Raw genomic sequence first — 15,319 nt, 5'->3', positions numbered from 1 at the left:
GTGGTGCGATGACGGGCGGGCGCGGCGGTGACCGTTCGGCTCACGGTTCCGACCGCCGGGCGCGGGGCGGGTTTGGGCGCAGCGTGTGGTGGGGGCATGAACTCCGGTGGTCTCGCCTTCTGGACGGAGGAAGCAACGATGCTTTCCGCACTCGATCGTCGGCACACCGTCGCGCCGCCGGGGTACAGCCGCTGGCTGATCCCCCCGGCGGCGCTGGCGATCCATTTGTGCATCGGGCAGGTGTACGCGACGAGCGTGTACAAGAACTCCCTTATCGCGCATTTCGACACGAGTCAGACGGCGATCGGGGTCATCTTCAGCATCGCGATCGTGATGCTGGGGCTTTCGGCCGCGGTGGCCGGTACGTGGGTGGAGGCGAACGGGCCGCGTAAGGCCATGTTCGTCTCGGCGTGTTTCTGGGCGGCGGGGTTCCTGGTCGGGGCGCTGGGCATCGCGACCGGGCAGCTGTGGCTGCTGTACCTGGGGTACGGGGTGCTGGGCGGGGTCGGTCTGGGGATCGGGTACATCTCCCCCGTCTCCACGTTGATCAAGTGGTTCCCGGACCGGCCGGGTCTGGCGACCGGGTTGGCGATCATGGGGTTCGGTGGCGGGGCGATGGTGGCCTCTCCCCTGTCCCGGCAGCTGTTGTCGTTCTTCGACTCGGGTTACGACCCGTCGAACAGCGGTTCCACGGCGTCGGGGTCGGCGCTGGTGTGGCTGTTCGTCACGCTCGGCATCGGCTACTTCGTGATCATGATGTTCGGGGTGTTCAACGTGCGGGTGCCGGCGCCGGACTGGCGCCCGGCCGGGTTCGACCCGTCGCAGGTGGCGGAGAAGCCGCTGGTGACCACGGCGAACGTGTCGGCGGCCAACGCGGTGAAGACGCGGTCGTTCTGGCTGCTGTGGGTGGTGCTGTTCTGCAACGTGACGGCCGGCATCGGCATCCTGGAGCAGGCCAGCCCGATGATCCAGGACTTCTTCCGGGACAACGGGACCTCGGCGGTGTCGGTGGCGGCGGCCGGCGGGTTCGTGGGGCTGCTGTCGCTGTTCAACATGGCGGGCCGGTTCGTGTGGTCGTCCACGTCGGACGTGATCGGCCGCAAGCCGATCTACATGGTGTATCTGGGTGTGGGCATGGTGCTGTACCTGCTGCTGGCCCTGGTGGGGCAGACCGCGACGGCGTTGTTCGTGCTGCTGGCGTCCGTGATCCTGTCGTTCTACGGCGGTGGGTTCGCGACGATTCCGGCGTACCTGCGGGACCTGTTCGGCACGTTTGAGGTGGGCGCGATCCACGGCCGGCTGCTGACCGCGTGGTCGGCGGCGGGGGTGGCCGGGCCGCTGATCGTCAACGGGTTCCTCGACGCGCAGGGTGAGCCGGGCACGTTGACCGCGGCGGCATACCGGCCGGCGCTGTTCACGATGGTCGGCGTGCTGGCGGTGGGGCTGGTGGCGAACGTGCTGGTGCGGCCGGTGCCGGAGCGCTACCACGAGCCGGCGTCGGGTCGGGACGGAACAGCACCGGGTGCGACGGAGAGGAGCGGATCGTGAACGAGCACAGCGGTGGCGGGCAGCTGGTTCGCCTGGTGGTGTCGTGGCTGGTGGTGTCGGTGCTGCTGGGCTACGGCGTGGTGCAGACGGTGATCACGGCGGCGAAGCTGTTCACCGACTAGGAGACGCGACGCGGCGGCCCGGGGGCGGAACCCCCGGGCCGCCGTCGTGTCAGAGGCCGCCGCCGACGCGCAGGACCGCGCCGGTGGTGTACGAGGCGTCCGGGCCGAGCAGGTACGCGATCGCGCCGGCGACCTCCTCGGGTTCCCCGGCGCGGCCCATCGGGATCCGGCCGGCGGCGGTGTCGGGGCGGTCGGGCGCGCCGGAGCGGGCGTGGATGGTGGTGCGGATGATGCCGGGGGCGACGGCATTGACGCGGATGCCGCGCGGCGCGAGTTCCTTGGCGAGCCCGACGGTGAGGGTGTCGGTGGCGGCCTTGACGGCGGCGTAGTGGACGTACTCGCCGGGTGAGCCGAGCGTGGCGGCCACCGAGGAGACGTTGACGATGGCGCCGCCGTCGGTGAGCCGCCGGGCCGCCTGCTGGGCGCACAGCACGTACCCGATGAGGTTGACGTCGACGACGTCGCGCAGGTCGTCGACGCGCAGGTCGGTGAACGGGCCGATCGGGCTGGTGACGCCGGCGTTGTTGACCAGGCCGGTGAGCGGACCGAGCCGGTCGGCGGCGTCGAAGATGCGGCGTACCTGCTCGGGGTCGCATGTGTCGGCGGCGACGGTGACCGCGCGGCGGCCGGCGGCGCGCACGTCGGCGGCCACGGATTCGGCGGCGGTGTGATCGGTGCGGTAGCCGATGACCAGGTCGTGCCCGTCGGCGGCGAGCCGGCGGGCGGTGGCCGCGCCGATGCCGCGCCCTCCCCCGGTGACGATGGTGACGGAGGTCAATGCCCTTCTCCCCTGCCTGGCGGTGGGGGCGACGTTACCGTGGGCGGGACCATCCGGGGTGGAGAGGACTGTCACATGGGGCGCGCGTTGGTGCTGGGTGGCGGCGGGGTGACCGGGGTGGCCTGGGAGCTGGGTCTGCTGGCCGGGCTCGCCGGGCACGGGCTGCCGTTGGACGAGGCGGATCTGGTGGTGGGCACGTCGGCCGGGTCGGTGGTCGGGGCGCAGGTGCGTTCGGGTACGCCGGTGGCGGAGTTGTACGCGGCGCAGTTGCGGCCGCCGCGCGACGAGGTGCCGGCCCGGCTCGGGGCGGGGGTGCTGTTGCGCTGGGCGTGGGCCGGCGGGCGGGGCCGGGACGCGGCGCGGGCCCGGGCGCGTATCGGCGCGATGGCGTTGTCGGCGCGTACCCCGTCGGAGCAGTCGCGGCGGGCGGTGATCGCGGCCCGGTTGCCGTCGCCGCAGTGGCCGGCGGCGCGGCTGCTGGTCACCGCCGTGGACGCGGCGTCGGGTGAGTTCGTGGTGTTCGACGCGGACAGCGGGGTGCCGCTCGTGGACGCGGTCGGCGCCAGTTGCGCGGTGCCGGGGGTGTGGCCGCCGGTCACCGTCGGCGGCCGGCGTTACGTCGACGGCGGGGTCCGCTCGCCGGTGAACGCGGACCTGGCGGCCGGGTGCGATCGGGTGGTGGTGCTGGCGCCGACGAGCGCGGCGGTGGGTCCGATGCCGCGGCTGTCGGCGCAGGTGGCGGCGTTGCGGGAGGCGGGGGCGCGGGTGGCGGTGGTGGCGCCGGATCGGGCGGCGCGGACGGCGATCGGCCGCAACGTGCTGGATCCGGCGCGGCGGGCGGCGTCGGCGCGGGCGGGTTTCGCGCAGGCCGACGCGGTGGCCGCCGAGGTGGCCGGGGTGTGGCGGTGACCGCGATCAGGAGCCGGTCAGGCGCGCCAGCCGCCGGTTGAGGTAGCGCTGTTCGGGCAGGCTGCCGGTCAGCCGCGCGGCCAGCCGGTAGTGCTCGGCGGCGGCCTGCGCGTCGCCGTCGAGTTCGAGCAGGTGGGCGCGCACGGCGTGCAGCCGGTGGTGGCGGCGCATCGCCGGGTCGGCCAGCAGCGGTTCGAGCAGCGCCAGCCCGACGTCTGGGCCGTGCGCCATGGCCACGGCGACGGCCTGGTTGAGCGTGACGAACGGGCTGGGGGCGACCCGGCTCAGCATGTCGTAGAGGACGCTGATCTGCAGCCAGTCGGTGTCGCCGAAGGCCCGTGCCTCGGCGTGCACGGCGGCGATGGCCGCCTGGAGCTGGTAGCGGCCCACCGGGCCGTGGGGCAGGGCCCGGCCGAGCAGCGTGACGCCCTCTTCGATGAGGTCACGCCGCCAGCGGGCGCGGTCCTGGTCGGCCAGCGGCACGAGGTCACCGGCGGCGTCGGTACGGGTGGGTGAGCGGGCGTGGGTGAGCAGCATCAGCGCCAGCGCGCCGGTGACCTCGTGGTGGTCGGGCAGCGCGGCGTGGACCTGCCGGGTGAGGCGGATCGCCTCCTCGGCGAGTTCCACGTCGACGAGCTGGTCACCGGAGGTGCGGGTGTAGCCCTCGCTGAACACCAGGTGGCACACGTCGAGCACGGCTGCCACCCGGTCGGGCAGCGCGTCCGGTGGCGGCATCGTGAACCGGGCGCCCGCCTCCCGCAGCGTCGCGCGGGCCCGGCTCAGCCGCTGGGTCATGGTCCGGGCCGGCACCAGGTAGGCGGCGGCGATCTGCTCCACCCGCAGTCCCGCCACCGCGCGCAGGGTCAACGCGACCTGGGAGGGGCGGCTCAGCGCCGGGTGGCAGCACAGGAACAGCAGCCGCAACGTGTCGTCGGCGCCGGTCACGGGCGTGTCGTCGTCGACGGGTGGTACGACGCCGGCGCCGGGTTGCCGGACCGCGTCGAGCCGCTCGCGGCGGGTCCGGGCCTCCTCGGCGCGCATCCGGTCGATCAGGCGCCGTGCGGCGACCTGGATGAGCCAGGCGCGGGGTTCGTCGGGGACGCCGGTGAGCGGCCACCGGGCGGCTGCGGCCTCCGCCGCGTCCTGGACGGCGTCCTCGCAGGCGTCGGGTTGCCCGTAGCGGCGCAGCAGCGCGGCGCGGACGTGCGACGCCTCCCGGCGCCACACGTCCGCGAGCGCCGCGGACTCACTGATCGGAGCCGCCCGGCCACATCAGGGGCCGCAGCTCGACCGTCTCGCCCGGGCCGGCGAACTTCGCGGCGACGGCCTCCGCGCGGGCCTGGTCCTCGACGTCGATCAGGAAGAAACCGGCGAGGTGTTCCTTCGCCTCGGAGTACGGGCCGTCGGTGGCCAGCGGTGCGCCGTCGGCCCACCGGTAGAGCCGCGCGGTACGGGGGTCGGCGAGCGCCTCGCCGACGACCAGTTCCCCGTTGGCGTGCAGCTCGGTCATCACCTGCTCGAAGTCGGCGTTGAGCCGGTCGCGTACCTCGGCGGGCAGCTCCTGGTGGGCGGCGAGGTATTCGGAGGTGGGGTGGCCCCACGGCTCCGGGTTGGAGTGGATCATGATCACGTACTTCACTGTCTGCCCTTCGCGTCGTGCGGCGGTGCCTCCCCGCCGCTCGCCAGGTACGACGGAGCGGGATCGCCGATGTCTACATATCCTCACGTCATGAGTGACGCGGTGGGTGTCGGTGACCTGGTCGAGGATTTCACGCTGCCGGACGAGACGGGCACGCCACGGCGGCTGTCGGAGTTCCTGGCCGCCGGGCCGGTGGTGCTGTTCTTCTACCCGGCGGCGATGACGCGGGGCTGCACGGCGCAGAGCTGCCACTTCCGGGACCTGGCGGCGGAGTTCGCGGCGGTGGGCGCGCAGCGCGTGGGGATCAGCCGGGATCCGGTGCAGCGGCAGGCCGAGTTCGCCCGCCGGCACGGGTTCGACTACCCGCTGCTGTCCGACGCCGACGGGTCGGTCGCGCGGGCGTTCGGGGTGCGGCGGCGGCTGCCGCTGGGCGCGCTGAGCACCCGGCGGATGACGTTCGTGATCGGCGCCGACCGGCGGGTCCTCGCCGTGGTGCACAACGAGCTGAACATGAACGAGCACGCCGACGCGGCGCTGCGGGCCCTCGGGGGCTGATCATCGAGGTGTCGCAGCCGGCTGGTATCAAGGCTGCGTCAAACAGGTGTACGGAAGAGGGCGTGATGGCGGGTCAGGGTTTGTCCACTGACGAGGTTCAGGGAATCCGGGAGGCCCTTGCGGCGGGCCGCAAGCCCCGGGTGGTGTTCACCGAGGCGGCCGGGCAGATGGCCGGGCAGCTCGGGCAGGTGGTGGAGCTGACCGACCCGGAGGCGTCGGAGGAGTTCGTGGTGGTGCGGTTCGGCCGCGACGAGCTGCCGTTCTCCCCCGCCGACGTGGCGATCGCCCCCAAGGGCGCCGGGCGGCGGCCGGCCACCGAGGCGAAGCCGGAACCGGAGCAGCCGCCGGCCGCGCCGGAGCCCGCGTTCGTGCTGGACACCCCGCGGGTGCCGGCGCCGCGGCGGGAGGAGCCGAAGACCGAGGCGCCGCCGGCGGAGCCGAAGCCGGCGAAGCGGGCGGTGAAGGCCGCCAAGCCGAAGACGCCGCCGGGGCTGACCGTGACGCTCGCGTACGCCGAGGGCGAGTGGACGGTGGCCGCGCAGCAGGGCGCGAAGGCGCTGGCACGGCCGTACGTGGTGAAGCCGGCCGAGGCGCTGCGGATGGTGGCGCTGGTGGACGTACCGGGGGTGCAGGAGGCGGTGGAACAGATCCTGGCCGCCGAGCGGGCCGAGGCCGAGCAGCAGGCGGAGAAGCTGCGCGCCGAGCTGGCCGAGATCGAGGCGCGACTGGCGGAGCTGCGCGAGGCGCGCTGAACGCCCCGCGGGGCCGGTGCGACCCCCTCGCACCGGCCCCGCGTACCCCTGCGCCCACAGGTCGATCAGTGTTGCGGAATGTTCTGTACCCCGATTCGGCGGCGGAACACCCAGTACGTCCAACCCTGGTACGCCAGCACGATCGGCGTGAAGATCACCGCCACCCAGGTCATGATCTTCAAGGTGTACGGGGTGGACGCCGCGTTGGTGGCCGTCAGCGTGCCGGCCACGTCCAGGGTGGACGGCATCACGTTCGGGAACAGCGCGGCGAACAGCGTCGCCACGGCCAGCGCGATCGCCACGGCGGTGCCGGTGAACGCCCAGCCCTCCCGGCGTACCTTGGCCGCGGCCAGACCGCCGAGCAGGGCGAGGGCGGCGCCGACGGCGAGCACGACGGCGGCGGCGCTGGAGCGGATGGTCAGCGACCAGCTCAGGAACGCCACGGCGGCCACGGCGGTGCCGACACCGAGCTTGACGGCGAGGGCGCCGGCGCGCTCCCGGATGTCACCGGTGGTCTTGAGCGCCAGAAACACCGCGCCGTGGGTGAGGAACAGCCCCAGCGTGGTCAGGCCACCGAGCAGCGCGTACGGGTTGAGCAGGTCGACCAGGCCGCCGACGTACTCGTGGTCGGCGTCCAGCGGCACGCCGCGGAAGATGTTGGCGAACGCCACGCCCCACAGCACCGCCGGGATCGCCGAGCCCCAGAAGATGGCCTGGTCCCAGCGGCGCTTCCAGGACGCCTCGGGCCGCTTGTGGCGGTACTCGAAGGCGACACCGCGGGCGATCAGGGCCAGCAGGATCAGCAGCAGCGGCAGGTAGAAGCCGGAGAACAGGGTGGCGTACCACTCGGGGAAGGCGGCGAACATGGCGCCGCCGGCGGTGATCAGCCACACCTCGTTGCCGTCCCAGACCGGGCCGATGGTGTTGATCAGGACGCGGCGCTGCCGGTCGTCGCGGCCGAGCACCGGCAGCAGCATTCCGACGCCGAAGTCGAAGCCTTCGAGGATGAAGTAGCCGGTGAAGAGCACCGCTACGAGGAGAAACCAGACGGTAGTCAGTTCCACGGTTGGGCTCCGGGGTGTCAGTAGGCGAACGCCAGCGGGCGCTCGGCGTCGTCGGTGTCGTCGTCGTCGGTCTGCGGGGTGACGTCCGGGACGCCGGCGCGGGCGTAGCGGACCAGCAGTTTGAACTCGACCACCGCGAGGACGGCGTAGATGAGCGTGAACGCGGTGAAGGAGGTGAGCACCTCGGTGAGGGAGACACTGCGGGACACGCCGTCACGGGTGAGCATCTCGCCGAAGACGATCCACGGCTGGCGGCCCATCTCGGTGAAGATCCAGCCGAAGGAGTTCGCGAGCAGCGGCAGCACGGGCATGACCAGGCCGGCGCGCAGCAGCCACTTGCTGGTGGGGGTGCGGCCCTTGCGCTGGCTCCAGAGCACCAGCAGCGCGATCGCGGCGGCGGCCAGCCCGAAGGCGATCATGAAGCGGAAGCTCCAGTAGGTGACAGGGATGATCGGGGCGTAGTTGCCGGGGCCGTACTGGCTGGCGTACTGGGCCTGCAGGTCGTTGATGCCCTGCACGGTGCCGTTGGGGTCGCCGGTGCCGAGGAACGACAGCAGGTACGGGATCTTGACGGCGAACAGCTCGCGGCTGCCGTCCAGGCTGCCGACGGTGAGCACGGAGAACGAGGCGGGGCTCTCGGTGGTGTAGAGGCCCTCCGCGGCCGCCATCTTCATCGGCTGCACCTCGGTCATGATCTTGCCCTGGATGTCGCCGGTGAGGATCACCAGCGCCGAGGAGACCAGGACCGTCCAGGAGCCGAGCTTGGTGGCGAAGCGGTACGCGCCGGTGTCGGCGCTGTCGCGGTTGCGCATCACGTGCCACAGGCCCACGGTCACCATCAGCGACCCGGCGACCAGGAACGCGCCGGCCAGCGTGTGCGGGAAGGTCACCAGGGCGACCTTGTTGGTGAGCACGGCGACGAAGTCGGTCAGCTCGGCGCGGCCGCTCTCCGGGTTGATCCGGAAGCCGACCGGGTTCTGCATGAACGAGTTCGCGGCGAGGATGAAGTACGCCGACAGGTTGGTGCCGATCGCGGCGGCCCAGATCGAGGCCAGGTGCAGGCGCTTGGGCAGCCGGTCCCAGCCGAAGATCCACAGGCCGATGAACGTGGACTCCAGGAAGAACGCGACAAGGGCCTCGATGGCCAGCGGTGCGCCGAAGATGTCACCGACGAAGCGGGAGTAGTCGCTCCAGTTCATGCCGAACTGGAACTCCTGCACGATGCCGGTGACCACACCCATCGCGAAGTTGATCAGGAACAGCTTGCCGTAGAACTTGGTGAGTTTGAGGTACCGCTCGTTGCCGGTGCGGTGCCACATGGTCTGGAGGATCGCCACCAGCACGGACAGGCCGATGGTCAACGGCACGAACAAGAAGTGGTAGACGGTGGTGACACCGAACTGCCAGCGGGCGACGTCCAACGCGTCCACCAGAAAACCCCCAGCTGTGCATACTACGAGACGTAGTAGATACTACTCGTCGTCGTAGCGAAAGCAGCAGGGCCGCAGGGCCCCACCCGGCCCAGGACCAATGACCCTGATCACCCTTGCCGGAGGACCTGCCGGTCCCGGGATCACCGTGGCGGGTGAACGGGTCGCTGCGGCTCGTGCGACCATCCAGCACTGATGAACAGCACCCTCTGGCGCGCGCCGCTGCTGTGGCGGGGCGCGCAGACGCTCGCCCGCGCCGCCGTCGGGCTGGTCGGCCGGCTGGAGGTCACCGGCGACGTGCCCGACGCGCTGCGCCACGGCCCGCTGATCCTGGCCGCCAACCACATCAGCCCGTTCGACCCGGTCGTACTCGCCGCCGCCTGCCGGGTCCGGCGCGTCGCGCCCCGGATCATGGCCACCGGCGGACTGTTCCGCACCCCGGTGATCGGGGCGCTGATGCGCCGCGCCGGGCACATCCGCGTCGACCGCGGCACCGCCGCCGTGCACCGCTCCCTGGAGGTCGCCGCCCAGGCCGTGGCCGGCGGCTCGGTGGTGCTCGTCTACCCGGAGGGACGCATCGGGCTCGACCCCGGCATGTGGCCCGAGCGCGGCAAGACCGGCGCCGCCCGGCTCGCGTTCGCCAGCGGCGCCGCCGTCGTACCGGTCGCCCAGTGGGGCTCGCACGAGGTGCTGCCGTACCGCGCGCCCAAGGGAATGCTGCGCGGCGTGGCGCGGGCGCTCGTGCGCCGGCCCGTCATCCGGGTGCACTTCGGCGCCCCGGTGGCGATCGACGACCTGCGGTCGGGCTCCCCCGGCGCGGCCCGGCAGGCCACCGACCGGATCATCGACGCGATCACCGAGAACCTGGTCCCGCTGCGCCCCGACGAGCCGGACCTGCCGCGTCACGTCGACCCCGGGCGGCCGGTCGACACCGCCCGGGCGCACCGCCGCCACCGCGCCGGCTGACGCATCCCGGCCCCGGTCGCGGGTATCAAGTCCCCGCACTCCCGAGGCGGAGAGGACCCGGCCATGACCGCTGTTCGCGCACTCGTACTCAACTGCACCCTGAAGCGCTCACCGGCGACGTCCAGTTCGCAGGTGCTCGGTCAGGAGGTGCTCGACGCGCTGGCCGATCAGGGCGTCGACGGCGAGATCGTCCGCGTCGTCGACCACGACGTGCGCTTCGGGGTCTCCGTCGACGAGGGCGACGGCGACGGCTGGCCCGCCATCCGCGCCAAGCTGCTCGCCGCCCAGATCCTGATCATCGCCACGCCGATCTGGCTCGGCCAGCCCGCGTCGGTGACCAAGATGGTCCTCGAACGGCTGGACGCCGAGCTGTCCGAGACCGACGAGCAGGGCCGCCTGCGCACCTACGGCAAGGTCGCCGGGGTGGCGGTGGTCGGCAACGAGGACGGCGCGCACCACACCATCGCCGAGGTGCAGCAGGCGCTCAACGAGGTGGGGTTCACCTGCCCGGCCGCCGGGGCGACCTACTGGGTCGGGGAGGCGCTGCACAAGACCGACTACGTCGACGCCCGCCCCAAGCCCGACACGACCGGCCGCACCACCGCCGCGCTGGCACTCAACAGCGCCCACCTGGCCCGGCTGCTCGCGGAGCGCCCCTACCCGCCGCCCGGAACCCGCGAGGCGGCCGCCGGCCCCAGCGCCCAGCCCGGCTGACCCCGCGCCCCGACCGCGCCGGCCGCGCCCGCTGGCCGCCGCCGATCTTACACTCGGTGCCCGGGCAAACCCGGCAATCCGCCCTTCACGAGGGCTACAAGTGCAAGATCGGCGAGGCGCGGCGCGGCGGGGGCGAGGTGGGGTGGGGTGGGGGTCAGGGGGTGGCGCGCAGGCGGGCGTCGAGCGCGTCGAGGTCGGGGACGAACCACACCTGGTCGTGCCGGTTGGACTCGGCCACCAGCGCCCGTAGCGCGCCGCTGCGTTCCAGGTGCTCGGAGATGTCCCCGACGATTGCCAGGCGCAGCCGGTAGTTGACGAACTTCTGCATCACCTCACCGGCGAAGCGGGTGCCGAGGGCGAAGAAGTCGGGGTCGAGCCGGGCGGCCGGCACCGCCACCACGGTCGCGCCGAGGAACGCCGCGCCGATGAGGTCCAGCGCGTCGCGTTCGGTGGCGATCGGCGGGCCGTCCGGGTCGCAGACCAGCACCTGCTCGCCGGCGCGCTCCTGCATCAGGTCAGCCACGGCCGCGCTCCCCGCCGCCGAGCAGGCCGTTGCCGCCGTCGAGCACCCCGTCGAGCAGGCGCAGCAGGTCAGCGGTGGCGGTGAGGTCGCCCAGGATCACGATGGTCATGCGGTGCCGCTCCTCGTCGTGGACCGTCTGCACCCGCAGCGGACGGTCCGGGTCGTGGTGGGTGTTCACACCGGCCAGCACCAGCGTGCCGAGCCGGTCGGCGGCGGCCCGGTCGACGCCGTCGAGCCGCACGACGCTCGACACCTCCGCCCCCGGCGCCGGCGCGGCCGGGGCGGGCCGGCCGGTCAGCGCGTCCAGGTCCGCGCGGGCGATCCGGTACTGCTTGCCGATCCGCGTCGCCCGCAACCGACCGGAGCGGATGTAGCCGCGCACGGTGCGCACGTGCAGGCCGAGCAGGTCGGCGACCTGCTCCACCGAATACATATCGTTACTCATCGCACCCTATCCTAGCCACGATAGGTAAGGATAGGTAATTTCACCTCCCGGCCATGTGATCGCCAACCTGGACGGGCATACTGCCCGCGTGCAGCCCCGTCCCGGCTACCTCGACGCGCCCGCGCCGCTGGCGTTCGCCCACCGCGGCGGCGCGGCCGACGGCGACGAGAACACCGCCGCCGCGTTCGCCCGCGCCGTCGCTCTGGGCTACCGGTACGTGGAGACCGACGTGCACGCCACCGCCGACGGCGTACCTGTGGTGTTCCACGACCCGACGCTGCGCCGGGTCACCGGCGAGCCGGGCCGCATCGCGGACCTGCGCTGGGCCGACCTGTCCTCGGTACGCGTCGGCGGCGCCGCGCTGGTGCCCCGCCTGGACGAGGTGCTCGGCGCCTGGCCGCAGGTGCGGTTCAACATCGACGTGAAGTCCGACGAGGGCGTGGCGCCCACCGTCGCCACCGTGACCCGGGCCGGCGCGGGCGACCGGGTGCTGCTCGCCTCGTTCAGCGACGCCCGGCTGACCCGGCTGCGGGCGCTGGCCGGGCCGACGGTCGCGACCAGCCTGGGCATGCGCGGCGTGGCCCGGCTGCGGCTGGCCTCGCTGCACGGACGGCCGCTACGACTGCCCCCGTCCGTGGTCGCCGCGCAGGTGCCCGTCTCCTTCGGGCGGGTGCCGGTGGCGGACCGGCGGTTCCTCGCGTACTGCCACCGGATCGGGTTGCAGGTGCACGTCTGGACGATCGACGAACCCGCCCAGATGCACCACTTACTTGATCTTGGGGTGGATGGCATCATGACCGATCACGTCAGCGTGCTCCGTGACGTCTACCGCAGTCGCGGCCACTGGGCCGCCTGAGCCCCCGAGGACGACCCCCGATGGCCGATACGGTCACCCCCGCCGTCGCCGACCCCGCCGGACCGGGCAGCACCCGCCGCGAGCGCACCGGCTGGTACTTCTACGACTGGGCGAACTCCGCGTTCCAGACCACAGTCATCACCGTCTTCCTCGGGCCGTTCCTGACCACCGTCACCGAACTCGCCGCCGGCTGTGAACTGGGCGCGGACAGCTGCGACGGCGCCGTGTACCCGCTGGGCATCAAGGTCGCCGCCGGCTCGTTCTACCCGTACCTGATCTCGCTGTCGGTCTTCCTCACCGTGTTCGTGCTGCCGGTGATCGGCGCGATCGCCGACCGGTCGAAGCACAAGAAGCGGCTGCTCGCCGCCGCCGCGTTCACCGGCGCGGGCGCGACCATCGCGTTCGCGTTCGTCACCGGCGAGCGCTACCTGCTCGGCGGCGCGCTGTTCCTGATCGCGAACATCTCCTTCGGCGCCGCCGTCGTCGTCTACAACTCGTTCCTGCCGCAACTCGGCGGCCCGGACGAACGCGACGGCATCTCCAGCCGCGGCTGGGCCATCGGCTACCTCGGCGGCGGTCTGCTGCTCGCGCTCAACCTGGTCGCCGTCACGATGCTCAGCGAGGAGGGCAACGCCCAGCGCACCCTCGACCTGGCCCGCTGGTCGATCGTGTCGGCGGGCGTGTGGTGGGCCGCGTTCACCCTGGTCCCGCTGCGCTGGCTGCGCGAACACCCCACCGCCGCCGCCCTGCAGGCGGGCGGCAACGTGCTCACCGACGGGTTCCGGCAGCTCGGGCGCACGCTGCGCGAGATCAAGGCGTACCCGCTGACGCTGTTCTTCCTCCTCGCGTTCCTGGTGTTCAACGACGGCATCCAGACTGTCATCACCCTCGCCAGCCAGTACGGCACCGAGGAACTGCGGCTGGACCAGAGCACCCTGATCGTGACCATCCTGCTGGTGCAGTTCCTCGCCTTCGGCGGCGCGCTCGCCCTCGGCGCGCTCGCCAAGCGCATCGGTGCCTGGAAGACGGTGCTGCTGTCGCTGGTGCTCTGGACCGGTGTGATCATCGCCGCGTTCCGGCTGCCGGCCGAGGCGCCCGTACCGTTCATGATCCTCGGCGGCTGCATCGGTCTGGTGCTCGGCGGCAGCCAGGCGCTGAGCCGGTCGCTGTTCAGCCAGCTCATCCCGGCCGGCAAGGAGGGCGAGTACTACGGCTTCTACGAGATCAGCGACAAGGGCACCAGCTGGCTCGGCCCGCTGGCGTTCGGCCTGGTCTTCCAGTTGACCTCGTCGTACCGGGTGGGTCTGGTCTCGCTGCTGATCTTCTTCGTGGTCGGGTTCGCGCTGCTGGCCGCCGTGCCGATGCGCCGGGCCATCATCGCCGCCGGGAACACCCCGCCCCGGGTGCTCTGAGCCGCCGCGCCGTCCGGCCTGTGGATCATCGCGGGCCTGATCGGGCGGCGTCGATGGACTAGGCTGCCCCGACGTGACAGACGACGCCGCCCCGACCTGCCTGGCCCGCCCCCTGCCGGGGCCCGGCGACGACCGTGCCGCCGGCTGCGCCGCCGCCCGCGGCGTCGACGGCCGGCCGCTGCACGCCGCCGCGCTGAAGTTCTTCTGGGGGCCGATGGACTGCGGCAAGTCCACCATGGCGCTGCAGATGAACCACAACCACGCCCGGCAGGGCCGCCGCGGCCTGGTCACCACCCGCATCGACCGCTCGCTGGGCCCGCAGGTCACCACCCGCATCGGCCTGGCCCACGAGGCCGTCGAGGTCACCGACGACCTCGACCTGCGCGTCCTGGTCCGCGACGCGTGGGCCGAGGGGGTACGGGTCGACTACCTGATCTGCGACGAGGCGTCGTTCTACAACCTCGAACACATCGAGCAGATGGCCGAACTGGTCGACCGGTTCGACGTCGACGTCTACGCCTTCGGCCTGGCCACCGACTTCCGCTCCTGCCTTTTCCCGGCCGCGCAGCGGCTGTTCGAACTGGCCGACGAGGTGGCCCGGATCCAGGTCGAAGTGCTGTGCTGGTGCGGCCGGGAAGGGCTGCTCAACGCCCGTGTGGTCGGCGGCCGGGTGGTCCGCGAGGGCGCACAGGTCGTCATCGGCGACACCGTGGACACCGCCGACGTGCGCTACCAGGTGCTGTGCCGGCGGCACTACCGCTCCGGGGACCTCGGCCCGCGCGCCTGACGGGCACCCGCCTGGTACAAACGGTCCGTGCGCACCGACATCGATGCCGCGACGCCGGCGCAGACCGCTGCCCCGCGACCCGCCCGGCTGCTCCCGCAGGGCGTCGGCGTGATCGCCGACGTGGCCGCGGTGGCCGCGCTGCTCGCCGGCGGCGGCCGGCCCATCGTCCTGGCCGCCAGCGCGGGCGCCGTCCTGGCCGGCGGCTATCTCGTGGTACGCCGGCTGGGGCAACCGGTCGACCGGTCCGCGCTGGTGGGCCTGGCCGTCGCGGTAGCCGGCGCGGCGATCTTCGGCTACGCCGTGCGGCCCACGCCGCAGGCGACAACACCCGCCGGCGCGGCACCCACCACGCCGGCGGCGCCGGCCACCGGAACCCCGGTCGCGGCCACCACCGGCGCCGCGTCATCGCCCGTCGCCGCCGGCACCTGGCTGTTCGACCTGCCGGCTGTCGACGGCGGGAACGGCTGGGAGCAGCGCGCGGAGACGGTCGACGGCAAACGGTACGACCACAGCCTCGTCGCGTCGACCTGCAGCGCCACCGACGACGAGTCGGAGTCGTTCAACCTCGGCAAGCGCTTCGCCGCGTTCCGGGCCACGGTCGGGGTGCCCGACGACGTCCCGGACTCGTTCCGCGCCCGGTTCACCGTCCTGGTCGACGGCGAGGTGGTCTTCCGACGCGATCTGGGGCTGGGCGGCACCGCCGCGCTGGACGTTCCGGTCACCGGCGCGCTGCGGCTGACCCTGCGGGTCGACAACGTCGGGCTCAGCGGGTGCGACGACGCCGCCTGGCTCGAGCCGCGCCTGCGGTGACGTCCGGTG

At 72.8% G+C, this 15,319-nt stretch carries 18 protein-coding genes; 11 read left to right on the top strand and 7 right to left on the bottom strand.

Going from position 1 to position 15,319, the window contains the following annotated elements:
• Positions 1 to 138 precede the first annotated feature (138 nt).
• Both ACQP26_RS15730 and ACQP26_RS15725 read left to right on the top strand, forming a co-directional pair.
• Positions 139 to 1,548, top strand: coding sequence for an OFA family MFS transporter (locus ACQP26_RS15730; RefSeq protein WP_269706106.1), 1,410 nt, complete (start codon positions 139 to 141; stop codon positions 1,546 to 1,548).
• Complete coding sequence (locus ACQP26_RS15725) at positions 1,545 to 1,670, top strand: MFS transporter small subunit (RefSeq protein ID WP_269706107.1); 126 nt, start codon at positions 1,545 to 1,547, stop codon at positions 1,668 to 1,670. Before ACQP26_RS15730 ends, ACQP26_RS15725 begins: the two co-directional genes overlap by 4 nt.
• Positions 1,671 to 1,719: 49 nt before the next feature.
• Here ACQP26_RS15725 and ACQP26_RS15720 read toward each other — a convergent pair whose 3' ends face one another.
• Positions 1,720 to 2,448: an SDR family oxidoreductase gene (locus tag ACQP26_RS15720; RefSeq protein WP_281577828.1), complete on the bottom strand. Its 729-nt coding sequence runs from the start codon at positions 2,446 to 2,448 to the stop codon at positions 1,720 to 1,722.
• Positions 2,449 to 2,523: 75 nt separating this feature from the next.
• Between ACQP26_RS15720 and ACQP26_RS15715 the strand changes: the two genes are divergently transcribed.
• Positions 2,524 to 3,357 carry a patatin-like phospholipase family protein gene (locus ACQP26_RS15715; RefSeq protein WP_281577829.1) on the top strand — a complete coding sequence of 278 codons (834 nt, stop codon included), beginning with the start codon at positions 2,524 to 2,526 and terminating at the stop codon, positions 3,355 to 3,357.
• Between the two features lie 6 nt (positions 3,358 to 3,363).
• Here the strand turns inward: ACQP26_RS15715 and ACQP26_RS15710 are convergent, their stop codons facing one another.
• Together ACQP26_RS15710 and ACQP26_RS15705 are read right to left on the bottom strand one after the other, a co-directional pair.
• Positions 3,364 to 4,584 carry an RNA polymerase sigma factor gene (locus tag ACQP26_RS15710; protein ID WP_433493206.1) on the bottom strand — a complete coding sequence of 407 codons (1,221 nt, stop codon included), beginning with the start codon at positions 4,582 to 4,584 and terminating at the stop codon, positions 3,364 to 3,366.
• A 19-nt stretch (positions 4,585 to 4,603) separates the two neighbouring features.
• Positions 4,604 to 4,996, bottom strand: a complete 393-nt coding sequence (locus ACQP26_RS15705) for a YciI family protein (RefSeq protein ID WP_269706116.1) — start codon at positions 4,994 to 4,996, stop codon at positions 4,604 to 4,606.
• 90 nt (positions 4,997 to 5,086) lie between these two features.
• Here ACQP26_RS15705 and ACQP26_RS15700 point away from each other — a divergent pair, with 90 nt between their 5' ends.
• A complete protein-coding gene (locus ACQP26_RS15700; RefSeq protein WP_433493205.1) occupies positions 5,087 to 5,551 on the top strand; it encodes a peroxiredoxin in 465 nt (154 codons plus the stop codon).
• A gap of 65 nt (positions 5,552 to 5,616) precedes the next feature.
• Complete coding sequence (locus ACQP26_RS15695; RefSeq protein WP_281577832.1) at positions 5,617 to 6,303, top strand: hypothetical protein; 687 nt, start codon at positions 5,617 to 5,619, stop codon at positions 6,301 to 6,303.
• Between the two features lie 65 nt (positions 6,304 to 6,368).
• Here the strand turns inward: ACQP26_RS15695 and cydB are convergent, their stop codons facing one another.
• Together cydB and ACQP26_RS15685 are read right to left on the bottom strand one after the other, a co-directional pair.
• The gene (gene cydB, locus ACQP26_RS15690; protein WP_433493204.1) at positions 6,369 to 7,367 is read right to left on the bottom strand and encodes a cytochrome d ubiquinol oxidase subunit II; all 999 of its coding nucleotides are present in this window, start codon (positions 7,365 to 7,367) and stop codon (positions 6,369 to 6,371) included.
• Between the two features lie 17 nt (positions 7,368 to 7,384).
• The gene (locus ACQP26_RS15685; RefSeq protein WP_194803384.1) at positions 7,385 to 8,797 is read right to left on the bottom strand and encodes a cytochrome ubiquinol oxidase subunit I; all 1,413 of its coding nucleotides are present in this window, start codon (positions 8,795 to 8,797) and stop codon (positions 7,385 to 7,387) included.
• 195 nt (positions 8,798 to 8,992) lie between these two features.
• Here ACQP26_RS15685 and ACQP26_RS15680 point away from each other — a divergent pair, with 195 nt between their 5' ends.
• Together ACQP26_RS15680 and ACQP26_RS15675 are read left to right on the top strand one after the other, a co-directional pair.
• The gene (locus ACQP26_RS15680; RefSeq protein ID WP_433493203.1) at positions 8,993 to 9,763 is read left to right on the top strand and encodes a lysophospholipid acyltransferase family protein; all 771 of its coding nucleotides are present in this window, start codon (positions 8,993 to 8,995) and stop codon (positions 9,761 to 9,763) included.
• 63 nt (positions 9,764 to 9,826) lie between these two features.
• Entirely contained in the window at positions 9,827 to 10,477 is a 651-nt protein-coding gene (locus tag ACQP26_RS15675; RefSeq protein ID WP_269706130.1) for a flavodoxin family protein, read from the top strand.
• 154 nt (positions 10,478 to 10,631) lie between these two features.
• Here ACQP26_RS15675 and ACQP26_RS15670 read toward each other — a convergent pair whose 3' ends face one another.
• Together ACQP26_RS15670 and ACQP26_RS15665 are read right to left on the bottom strand one after the other, a co-directional pair.
• Complete coding sequence (locus tag ACQP26_RS15670; protein ID WP_269706132.1) at positions 10,632 to 11,000, bottom strand: DUF4180 domain-containing protein; 369 nt, start codon at positions 10,998 to 11,000, stop codon at positions 10,632 to 10,634.
• On the bottom strand, positions 10,993 to 11,445 hold the full coding sequence (locus ACQP26_RS15665) for a helix-turn-helix domain-containing protein (protein WP_269706134.1): 453 nt from the start codon (positions 11,443 to 11,445) through the stop codon (positions 10,993 to 10,995). Before ACQP26_RS15665 ends, ACQP26_RS15670 begins: the two co-directional genes overlap by 8 nt.
• A gap of 88 nt (positions 11,446 to 11,533) precedes the next feature.
• Between ACQP26_RS15665 and ACQP26_RS15660 the strand changes: the two genes are divergently transcribed.
• The 4 genes from ACQP26_RS15660 (at position 11,534) to ACQP26_RS15645 (ending at position 15,310) form a co-directional block, all read left to right on the top strand.
• Entirely contained in the window at positions 11,534 to 12,301 is a 768-nt protein-coding gene (locus tag ACQP26_RS15660; protein WP_269706136.1) for a glycerophosphodiester phosphodiesterase, read from the top strand.
• A gap of 20 nt (positions 12,302 to 12,321) precedes the next feature.
• Complete coding sequence (locus ACQP26_RS15655) at positions 12,322 to 13,713, top strand: MFS transporter (RefSeq protein ID WP_269706138.1); 1,392 nt, start codon at positions 12,322 to 12,324, stop codon at positions 13,711 to 13,713.
• Between the two features lie 100 nt (positions 13,714 to 13,813).
• Positions 13,814 to 14,500, top strand: coding sequence for a thymidine kinase (locus ACQP26_RS15650; protein WP_369752317.1), 687 nt, complete (start codon positions 13,814 to 13,816; stop codon positions 14,498 to 14,500).
• 27 nt (positions 14,501 to 14,527) lie between these two features.
• Complete coding sequence (locus tag ACQP26_RS15645) at positions 14,528 to 15,310, top strand: NPCBM/NEW2 domain-containing protein (protein WP_433493202.1); 783 nt, start codon at positions 14,528 to 14,530, stop codon at positions 15,308 to 15,310.
• Positions 15,311 to 15,319 lie beyond the last annotated feature (9 nt).

Origin of the sequence: Micromonospora sp. CA-248089 (assembly GCF_050948515.1) — a bacterium.
GTDB lineage: Bacteria > Actinomycetota > Actinomycetes > Mycobacteriales > Micromonosporaceae > Micromonospora.
The sequence above is the reverse complement of the archived record's forward strand: the minus strand, read 5'-3'. Positions and strand labels throughout refer to the sequence as shown.